Source organism: Alcanivorax sp., from assembly GCF_051117345.1.
Lineage (GTDB): Bacteria > Pseudomonadota > Gammaproteobacteria > Pseudomonadales > Alcanivoracaceae > Alcanivorax.
Map to the genome: position 1 here is coordinate 1 of NZ_JBNPEC010000206.1, position 8713 is coordinate 8713.

Here is an 8713-nt window from a genome sequence, read left to right on the forward strand (position 1 = left end):
GCTGCTGCTGAAGAAGCGCCTGCCGCGCAAGGTGGCCATGACCGGCGAACTGACCCTCACCGGCAAGGTACTGGCGGTTGGCGGCATCCGTGAAAAAATCATTGCCGCCCGGCGTGTGGGTATTCGTGAGGTGATTTTGCCGGACGCCTGTCGTCGTGATTTCGACGAACTACCGGAATACCTGAAAGACGGACTCACTGTGCATTTTGCCAAGCAGTACGACGATGTCTTTCAGATACTCTGGGGTAAATGAGTTGCGAGAAACGAGTGATGAGTAGCGAAAGGCAAAAACGGACTGAGGTCCCGGAGTCAGTATCTCTGCGATCTCAACGACGAACTGCCCGATGAATTCACCCGCCGAAAAACCCTACTATATCGTGCCCATCTGCCATGAGCGGGTGAGCACGGTGTACAGGGATGAGCATATTCTGCTGGTCAACAAACCCGCCTACCTGCTCAGTGTGCCGGGGCGCGCACCGGAAAATCAGGACTGTGCCGTTCGGCGCCTGGCGCGCAAGGACCCGGATATTCGTCTGGTACACCGGCTGGATCTGGATACGTCCGGCATCATGGTGTTTGCTCTCACCCGCCAGGCGCAGAGCCAGCTCAGCCGGCTGTTCCAGCAACGTACCGTGAAGAAACGCTATCAGGCAGTGGTGCACGGCCTGGTAGAAAAGGATAGCGGCAGCATCAAGTTGCCATTGATCGCGGACTGGCCCAACCGGCCGTTGCAGAAGGTCTGTTACGATACAGGCAAGTCCGCCCTCACCCATTACCAGGTGCTGGAACGGGACGAAGCCCGCAACCGCACCCGGCTGGCGTTAAGCCCGGTCACCGGCCGCAGCCATCAACTACGGATTCACTGCCGGGAGCTGGGCCATCCCATCATTGGCTGCGACATGTATGCGCCGGCGGAAATCGAGGCATTGAGCCCGAGGTTGTTGCTGCACGCGGAATGGCTGGCCTTCAACCACCCGGTGACCGGGCTATGGCAGGAATTCACCTCACCCTGCCCGTTTTGAACAACGATTCGCGCCTCAAGCGGCGCTCCTACGGGATTTCAGCTCAGGTTTTTAGCTATTAACTATTCACTGCCTTTTCAGTCCCAATCATCACCGTAGTCGTGTAGCAGCTCTTCCCCGGCCTTGATGGACTTCAGTGCCACCACGGTCAGGTCGTCATAGTAAGCCACATTGGGCTTCTTGCCGTGGTTGATAAAACGCAGGTCGCAGAGTACCCGGTAACGCTCGTTGCCCTCGTCATCGAGCGTTAATACGTAGGGGCCATCTCTTTTGGCAGACCTGGTTTTGCACAACCCCAGCTCGGTACCTTTCTTGATAGGCTGGCTGGCAAACAGGCCTCGACCGTGAACCGCGCTATGGCGCACTTCCAATAGATCGTCACGCAGATAGGGTTTTGACATTTTTTCGCACTTTACGTTACTGACACAGCCATGGCATCTTGCCAGAAAAGCGGTAACAGTTGAAAAATTCGATGCAAGGGATGCATGTCATGGGTTTTGCGGATTTTCCGTTTGAGTCACGTTACGTCACGCTGAATGGCCACCGCCTGCACTATATTGATGAAGGTGAAGGCCCGGTGCTCCTGTTCATCCATGGCAACCCCACCTCCAGTTACCTGTGGCGCAACGTGATCAAGCCGCTTCGTAGCCACTATCGCTGTATCGCTCTGGATCTTATCGGCTTTGGTAACAGCGACAAACCCGATATTGATTACCGCTTTCTGACGCATTACCGCTATCTGGAAGACTTTGTTGCCTCGCTGGGGCTCTCCGACATTACCCTGGTATTACACGACTGGGGCGGGCCGCTCGGGTTTAGACTGGCGCAGCAGCAACCGCACAAGGTCAGCCGCCTGTGCTTTATGGAAACCTTCCCCTTCACCTGTGACTGGGATGAGTTCCCCCTGCCTCTGCGCCCGCTTTTCTTCGCCTTCCGACAGGAACGGCTGGGCCGGTTTCTGATTATCAACCGCAATCTGTTTGTCAGGATGGTGCTGCCTTTCGGGGTTATCCGCCACTTGCCGCGCAGCGTCAGGCGCATCTACCAGAAGCCGTTTCATCAACGGGCGGCCCGCTACCCGGTCTATGTCTGGCCCAACCAGCTACCGATCAATGATCGTCAGGATGAAACCTGGCAGGCCATTGAGGAGATTGAAAAGGGACTGGCCAGCATGCCTCAGCCCATGCTGTTACTGCGGTTTCGCCCCGGGGCCGTGCTCGGCCCGACGCGCATTCGCTGGTTGCTGGATCAGATCCCCAATCTGGATATTTCCGATTGCGGCCGTGGGTTGCACTATGTGCAGGAAGATAACCCTGAGGCTATCGCTGAAGCGATCGAGCACTGGCTGCATCCCTTGACGGAAACAATAGCAGCGCCGGCCACCCCCGCAAGCCCGCGTCTGCATGAATCCGACAATTATGCAGCCCAACTGACCTGGTACTATGGCGAAAACCGCCATGGTCATGCTCTGGTCGCCGAGTCCGTTCACGGTCTGATCCACTTTGATTTCTGCAACCACAAGGACGACGCGCTGGCCAGACTGAAACAGCGCTTTCCCGCCGCGACTCTCATTGAGCAACCCACGCCGACACTGCTGGCAACCCTGGACCACCCCGATTCCGCGCCAACCCCGTTACATCTTTGCGGCACACCGTTCCAGCGACAGGTGTGGCAAGCCCTGTTACGCATTCCTCCCGGCAACACCCGTTCCTATGGCGAGATTGCTAGGCAACTTGGCAGCCAGGCCCGGGCCGTAGGTCAGGCGGTGGGCAAGAACCGTCTGGCGATCCTGGTACCCTGCCACCGGGTCACCCGTGCCGATGGGGGTCATGGCGGATTCTACTGGGGCACAGCCCTGAAACAGCGGTTGCTTGATCAGGAGAGTACGACAAAAGGAAATTCCCCGTGAGCATCCTCCACACCGGCAAAGATCTGTTACGCATGAATGAGCTGGCCACCATTCTGCTCAAATACGGCTTTGCCGATGTGATTCGTCGGCTGGGGCTTTCCACTCCCGTGGAACATGCCGGCAAGTTGGTGCGCAGTTCCATGCGCCCGGACATGCTTCGTATGGGCACCGCCGAACGACTGCGCCATGCCATGGAAGAGATGGGCCCCACCTTCGTCAAACTGGGGCAGGTGTTGGCCACCCGGGTAGACCTGTTCCCGCTGGACTGGATTGCCGAGTTCGAGAAGCTTCAGGATCAGGCCACCGCCATCCCCTATGAAGAGCTGGTCCCCCATATCGAAGCGGCCCTGGGCAAGCCGCTGGAGTCGGCGTTTGCCCGCATCGACTCGAAGCCCATCGGTGTCGCCTCCATCGGTCAGGTGCACAGTGGCCTTACCCGCCGTGGCCAGAAAGTGGTGCTGAAGATCCAGAAACCCGGCATCCGCGCCAAAATCGAATCCGATCTGCGCCTGTTGGACCAGCTCGCCAAACTGGCGGCGGACAACTCCGTGGAGCTACGCCGCTATCGCCCTGTGGAACTAGTGCGCGAATTCAAACGGTCACTGACCCGAGAGCTGGATTTCACCATCGAAGCGCGCAACGCGGACCGCATTCGCAAGAACATGCGTTCCCTCAAGTGGCTCACCGTTCCCAGGGTGTATTGGGAGCTGTCATCGCAGACTCTGCAGGTGCAGGAGCATATCCAGGGCATTCCTGCCCGTGCCACAGACCAACTGGATGCAGAAGGCCTCGACCGGGTACTGATCGCCCGTCGCGGTGCCCTGGCCGCCTGGAAGATGGCTCTGGAGGACGGCTTTTTTCATGCCGACCCGCACCCGGGCAACTTCATCATCCAGAGCGGAAACCGCATCGCCATGCTGGATTTCGGCATGGTGGGAAAACTCAGCCATAGCCGCCGCGAGCAGATCCTGCAGATCACCCGCTCGGTGGTGCTACGCGAGGCCGAGCAATGCGCGGCGGTGCTCTCCAACTGGTCCGATGGCCAACCGGTCCGCTTTGATCAATTAGTGTCTGACGTGGAAGACGTGATCAGTCAGTATCACGGCGTCTCCCTGTCACAGCTGGATATCAGTGCCCTGCTCACGGATATCACCGCCCTGGTGCGCAACCATAACCTGGTTCTGCCCAGTGATATCGCCCTGTTCATCAAGGCGATTATCACGCTGGAAGGGTTCGGGCGTCTTCTCAACCCGGATTTCGATCTGATGACCGAGGCGGAGCCACTGCTCAAACGCATGATCCGTACCCGTTATTCCCCGGTGCGTCTGGCCAAAAGTCTGAGCCTGCGCGCGCTGGACGTGGTGGACAAGGTCTATGCGCCGCCCCATGCCAGCAATTTACCGCCACAACAGGAGGGCAGCATTGATCCTCGCCACCTGGAAAGACTCGTGGCACGTCTGGAACGCGGCCAGTATCGGCAGGTCCAAGCATTATTGGTGGCAGCCGGTTTTATCGGCGGTTCATTGATGCTGGCCGGGCGAGTCCCCCCTGCACCATGGGAAATTTCCCTGTTTGGCCTTATCATCTTCCTCGGAAGTGCCGGCTGGGCAAGCTGGCTTATGTTTGTGTCCCGCCGTTTTCTGCGGGAATGGGAGTAACAGAACAATGAAATTTCGCCGTTTGATCACGGTTTCCGCCCTCACCGCCGGGCTTGTGGCCTGTGCCACCTCACCACTGGGCCGCAATCAGTTCCTGCTGATGCCTGCCGACCAGATGGACGAGATGGGGACCACAGCCTACGCACAGATGAAAGAAGAAAAACCCCAGAGCAAGAATAGCCGTGAAGTGAACTACGTCCTTTGCGTGAGCAATGCCATCACCGACACAGTGGGTAGCAACCAGCAGTGGGAAGTCACGGTATTCCAGGAAGACAGCGCCAACGCCTTTGCTTTGCCGGGCGGCAAGATCGGCGTACATACCGGCCTGCTGAATGTGGCCAAGAACCAGAGCCAGCTTGCCGCCGTGATCGGCCATGAGATCGGTCATGTGCAAGCCCAGCACTCCAACGAGCGCATGTCCCTGCAATATGCCACGCAAAGCGGCATGCAGTTGTTGGGCGCTCTTGCCGGCCAGGACAGCGCAGCCAAACAGGGAGTGATGGCCGCACTGGGGGTGGGTGCAGAATACGGTCTCGCCCTGCCCTTCAGCCGCAAGCATGAAGCCGAAGCCGATATCATCGGCCTCCAGCTGATGGCTCAGGCCGGTTTCGATCCCCGCGAAAGCGTGAATCTGTGGCAGAACATGGCAGCGGCCAATGGCGGTAACGAGCCGCCAGAATTCATGTCCACTCACCCCTCCAATTCCACCCGGATTGAAGGTCTGCGAGCTCGTATCCCGGAAGTGATGCCCCTTTATCAGCAGGCACAGGCGGCGGGACGCAAGCCGCAGTGTGGATGAGAAAGGCAATGAATAGTTAACAGTGAATAGTTAATAGCGCGCGGGACCGGTTAACTCTGTCCTGAAATGCAAAAGGCCGCGTCCAAAGTATGGGCGCGGCCTTTTTGCTTTCGGGCTATTGAATAGCCTTACTCGTGTTACAACTTTGAACTTGCCACTTTTAGCTGTAGTAAGCGTTATCCGTAACAGTGTGGTCAGTCTTGTCACGGACACCGGTCAGGTCCGGCACGCGCTCCTTAAGGGTTTTCTCCACGCCGTCGCGCAGGGTCACATCCACCACGGAGCAGCCCTGGCAGCCGCCGCCGAATTCGAGCACGGCCACGTTATCTTCCGTCAGCTCCAACAGCTGGACGCTGCCGCCATGAGCTGCCAGGTTGGGGTTAATTTCGGCATACAGCACATAATTGATTTTCTCTTCAATGCTGGCGTCTTCACTGATATCAGGCACCCGGGATTTCGGGGCGCGGAAAGTCAGCTGACCGCCCATGCTGTCTTTTTTGTAGTCGATCACCGCATCCTCCAGGTAACGCACGCTCTTGCCTTCCACCCAGGCGTGAAAGCCTTCGTAGTCGTAGCGCACGTCGCTGTCTTCCTGTTCGCCATCCGGGCAATAGGCCATGCAGCACTCCGCATGGGGGGTACCGGGACGCTCTACAAAAATGCGCACGCCGATATCGCCCTGATCCTGCTTGCCCAACAGGTCACGCAAGTAATCCTGGGCGGTTTCGGTAATGTCGATCAACTGCTCTGCCATCATGATTCCTGTTCGGGATGAATGGCCACCTGGGGGTGGTAATGCTTTCCTGACTATTTTAGTCAGGTATTCCCCAGTTGCAATGGTGCCGTGGTGAAGTGAATTCAACCCTGCCCTTCTCCGCTGTTACACCGCGCCAGGCAAGCGTACAATAGTGGGCGTAATTTCATCGTTTAGCCAATCGCCAAAACGCAGGATTTTCCATGTCCGAGCAGCATCACACCCCTTCCGATCAGGGTAAAAAACCGACGTTGATCCAGACGATCAGTAGCATTCTGGCCGCTTTATTCGGGGTCCAGAGCTCGAAAAACCGCGAGCGCGACTTCACCAAGGGCGATGCCGGCAACTACATCGGCGTCTATGTGGTGCTGGTTCTGGCTCTGATCATCGGCATGATCGTCACCGTAAATATGGTGCTGGATGCCGCCGCGAAATGAGCCCGAGGCTCCCCAGTTTCATCAGCTCCCGTTATAGCGATATGCCAAGATATTTCTTTTCACTATAAGGGCGCTTTGTTAGAGTGCCGCTCTCCCTCCCCCGAGGGCGACGCTTACTTGTTGAATTTCAAGCATAAAGGACGGTGAATCGGTCCCATGTACGTCTATCAGGAGCATGACCAGCGACTGCTGGAAGAGCGGGTTGCGCAGTATCGCGACCAGACCCGCCGTTATCTGGCTGGAGAATTGAGCGAAGACGAGTTTCTCGTCCTGCGTCTCCAGAACGGCCTCTATATCCAACGTTATGCGCCGATGCTGCGTATTTCCGTTCCTTATGGCTTACTGGCGAGCCGCCAGCTGCGCCGTCTGGCTCATATTGTGCGCACCTATGACAAGGGCTTTTGCCACGTCAGCACTCGCCAGAACATTCAGCTGAACTGGCCTTCCGTGGAAGAAGTGCCGGATATTCTTGCCGAACTGGCCGACGTGCAGATGCACGCTATCCAGACCAGCGGCAACTGTATCCGTAACATCACCACCGATGAATTCGCTGGTGTGAATCCGGACGAAATTGAAGACCCGCGTCCCTGGTGTGAAATCATTCGCCAGTGGTCCACCTTCAACCCGGAATTCGCCTACCTGCCGCGCAAATTCAAGATTGCCGTGAATGCCGTGCCCGACGCGGACCCGGCCCTGATCGGCGTCCACGATATCGGCGTACAGCTGGTTCACGATGCCAACGGCGAGACCGGGTTCCAGGTCTGGGCTGGTGGCGGCCTGGGCCGTACCCCCATGACGGGGTCCGTGATTGGCGAGTTTGTCCCCTGGCAGGACCTGCTGCCCTACTTGGAGTCCATCCTGCGTGTGTACAACAAGTACGGTAACCGGGACAACAAGTACAAGGCACGGATCAAGATCCTGGTGAAGGCACTTGGCGCCGACAAGTACCGCGAGCTGGTGGAACAGGAATTCGCCGAGCTGAAAGATGGCCCCATGACCCTGACCCGGGAAGAAGTGGAACGTATTCAGTCCTGCTTCAGCACCCCGGCCTACCAGACCGTGGACAGTGCCGCCCTGGATGCAAAACTGGCCGAAGACAAGGCGTTCAGCCGCTGGTATCACACCAATACCCGTGCTCACAAACAGGCCGGTTATCGTGCCGTCACCCTGACCCTGAAGAAAACCGGGCGGGTACCGGGCGACATCAGCGACGAGCAGCTGGAAGCCGTTGCCGATCTGGCGGACCAGTACAGTTTCGGCGTGCTGCGCAACAGCCACCAGCAGAACATGGTACTGGCTGACGTGGCCGCCTCGGATCTCTACGACCTGTGGAAAGCCCTGGACGCCCTCGGTTTCGCCACTCCCAACCTGGGCCTGATCACCGATATCGTGGCCTGCCCCGGTGGCGACCTGTGCGCCCTGGCCAACGCCAAATCCATTCCGGTGGCCGAATCCATCCAACGCCGCTTCGACAACATGGATTACGTGCACGATCTGGGACTCATCGACCTGAACATTTCCGGTTGCATGAACGCCTGCGGTCACCACCATATTGGCCACATCGGTATTCTGGGTGTGGACAAGAAAGGCAAGGAGTTCTACCAGGTCACTCTGGGCGGCCGTGGCGACAGGGAATCCCGCGTGGGCGAGAAGCTGGGCCCGTCCTTCGAGTCTGACCAGATCACCGATGTGGTTGAAAATATCATCAAGCTCTACGTGGAAAAACGGCTGGAAAACGAGCCGTTTATCGACACCTACGAGCGCATTGGCATGGACCCGTTCAAGGAGCGCATCTATGGGTAAGGTAATCATTGATGGCGCCATCGTGGACAACCAGTGGCAGCGCCTGGAAGCAGACGCTCTGGAAAACGGCGTGCCGGCACAGGGCAAAATCATTGTGCCGCTGGCCTACTGGCAAGAAAACCGCGATGCCCTGATCACCCGTGGCGATGTGGCCGTCTGGCTGGCACCGGGCGAAGAGCCCAAGGACCTGGCCGACGATCTGGCCAGCCGGCCGCCCGTCGCCATCCACCCCCCCGCCCCCACGCACGCTCCCGGTTACTCCTATCCCCCTTAACCTCCTACCCCCTACTGCCTCACGCGCCAAGCACGGCCAACCGGGCCTGCCCTGCCT

General features: G+C 58.1%; 10 protein-coding genes. 8 read left to right on the forward strand and 2 right to left on the reverse strand.

What is annotated here, in order from left to right; genetic code table 11:
* Together ACFE0K_RS13020 and ACFE0K_RS13025 are read left to right on the forward strand one after the other, a co-directional pair.
* Nucleotides 1-253, forward strand: a 253-nt coding sequence (locus tag ACFE0K_RS13020; protein WP_434536469.1) for a S16 family serine protease, incomplete at its 5' end; no start/stop codon positions are given.
* A 91-nt stretch (nt 254-344) separates the two neighbouring features.
* The gene (locus tag ACFE0K_RS13025; protein WP_434536470.1) at nt 345-1022 is read left to right on the forward strand and encodes a pseudouridine synthase; all 678 of its coding nucleotides are present in this window, start codon (nt 345-347) and stop codon (nt 1020-1022) included.
* 77 nt (nt 1023-1099) lie between these two features.
* Here ACFE0K_RS13025 and ACFE0K_RS13030 read toward each other — a convergent pair whose 3' ends face one another.
* On the reverse strand, nt 1100-1423 hold the full coding sequence (locus tag ACFE0K_RS13030; protein ID WP_434536471.1) for an SET domain-containing protein: 324 nt from the start codon (nt 1421-1423) through the stop codon (nt 1100-1102).
* Between the two features lie 89 nt (nt 1424-1512).
* On the opposite strand from ACFE0K_RS13030, the gene ACFE0K_RS13035 reads away from it, so the two are divergent.
* From ACFE0K_RS13035 to ACFE0K_RS13045, 3 genes are read left to right on the forward strand one after another with little or no spacing between them, the layout of a single operon-like run.
* Nucleotides 1513-2931: a haloalkane dehalogenase gene (locus tag ACFE0K_RS13035; RefSeq protein WP_434536472.1), complete on the forward strand. Its 1419-nt coding sequence runs from the start codon at nt 1513-1515 to the stop codon at nt 2929-2931.
* Nucleotides 2928-4589, forward strand: a complete 1662-nt coding sequence (locus tag ACFE0K_RS13040) for an ABC1 kinase family protein (RefSeq protein ID WP_434536473.1) — start codon at nt 2928-2930, stop codon at nt 4587-4589. Before ACFE0K_RS13035 ends, ACFE0K_RS13040 begins: the two co-directional genes overlap by 4 nt.
* 7 nt (nt 4590-4596) lie before the next feature.
* Nucleotides 4597-5388 (forward strand): M48 family metallopeptidase, encoded by a 792-nt coding sequence (locus ACFE0K_RS13045; protein ID WP_434536474.1) that lies wholly within the window; start codon nt 4597-4599, stop codon nt 5386-5388.
* Nucleotides 5389-5548: 160 nt separating this feature from the next.
* Here ACFE0K_RS13045 and nfuA read toward each other — a convergent pair whose 3' ends face one another.
* Nucleotides 5549-6145, reverse strand: a complete 597-nt coding sequence (gene nfuA, locus ACFE0K_RS13050; protein ID WP_290538542.1) for a Fe-S biogenesis protein NfuA — start codon at nt 6143-6145, stop codon at nt 5549-5551.
* A gap of 200 nt (nt 6146-6345) precedes the next feature.
* On the opposite strand from nfuA, the gene ACFE0K_RS13055 reads away from it, so the two are divergent.
* The 3 genes from ACFE0K_RS13055 to ACFE0K_RS13065 all read left to right on the forward strand — a co-directional run bounded on the left by ACFE0K_RS13055 (nt 6346) and on the right by ACFE0K_RS13065 (nt 8656).
* Nucleotides 6346-6579, forward strand: a complete 234-nt coding sequence (locus ACFE0K_RS13055) for a DUF2970 domain-containing protein (RefSeq protein WP_273009567.1) — start codon at nt 6346-6348, stop codon at nt 6577-6579.
* Between the two features lie 156 nt (nt 6580-6735).
* Nucleotides 6736-8382 carry a nitrite/sulfite reductase gene (locus tag ACFE0K_RS13060; protein ID WP_434536475.1) on the forward strand — a complete coding sequence of 549 codons (1647 nt, stop codon included), beginning with the start codon at nt 6736-6738 and terminating at the stop codon, nt 8380-8382.
* A complete protein-coding gene (locus tag ACFE0K_RS13065; protein ID WP_434536476.1) occupies nt 8375-8656 on the forward strand; it encodes a hypothetical protein in 282 nt (93 codons plus the stop codon). The genes ACFE0K_RS13060 and ACFE0K_RS13065 overlap by 8 nt, the downstream gene beginning before the upstream one ends.
* The last annotated feature ends 57 nt before the right edge of the window (nt 8657-8713 follow it).

Bases quoted from the DNA above. Each gene is read 5' to 3' on its own strand.
- ACFE0K_RS13035 (WP_434536472.1), top strand. From the start codon at position 1,513: ATGGGTTTTGCGGATTTTCCGTTTGAGTCACGTTACGTCACGCTGAAT.
- nfuA (WP_290538542.1), bottom strand. From the start codon at position 6,145: ATGATGGCAGAGCAGTTGATCGACATTACCGAAACCGCCCAGGATTAC.
- ACFE0K_RS13045 (WP_434536474.1), top strand. From the start codon at position 4,597: ATGAAATTTCGCCGTTTGATCACGGTTTCCGCCCTCACCGCCGGGCTT.
- ACFE0K_RS13025 (WP_434536470.1), top strand. From the start codon at position 345: ATGAATTCACCCGCCGAAAAACCCTACTATATCGTGCCCATCTGCCAT.
- ACFE0K_RS13030 (WP_434536471.1), bottom strand. From the start codon at position 1,423: ATGTCAAAACCCTATCTGCGTGACGATCTATTGGAAGTGCGCCATAGC.
- ACFE0K_RS13060 (WP_434536475.1), top strand. From the start codon at position 6,736: ATGTACGTCTATCAGGAGCATGACCAGCGACTGCTGGAAGAGCGGGTT.
- ACFE0K_RS13055 (WP_273009567.1), top strand. From the start codon at position 6,346: ATGTCCGAGCAGCATCACACCCCTTCCGATCAGGGTAAAAAACCGACG.
- ACFE0K_RS13065 (WP_434536476.1), top strand. From the start codon at position 8,375: ATGGGTAAGGTAATCATTGATGGCGCCATCGTGGACAACCAGTGGCAG.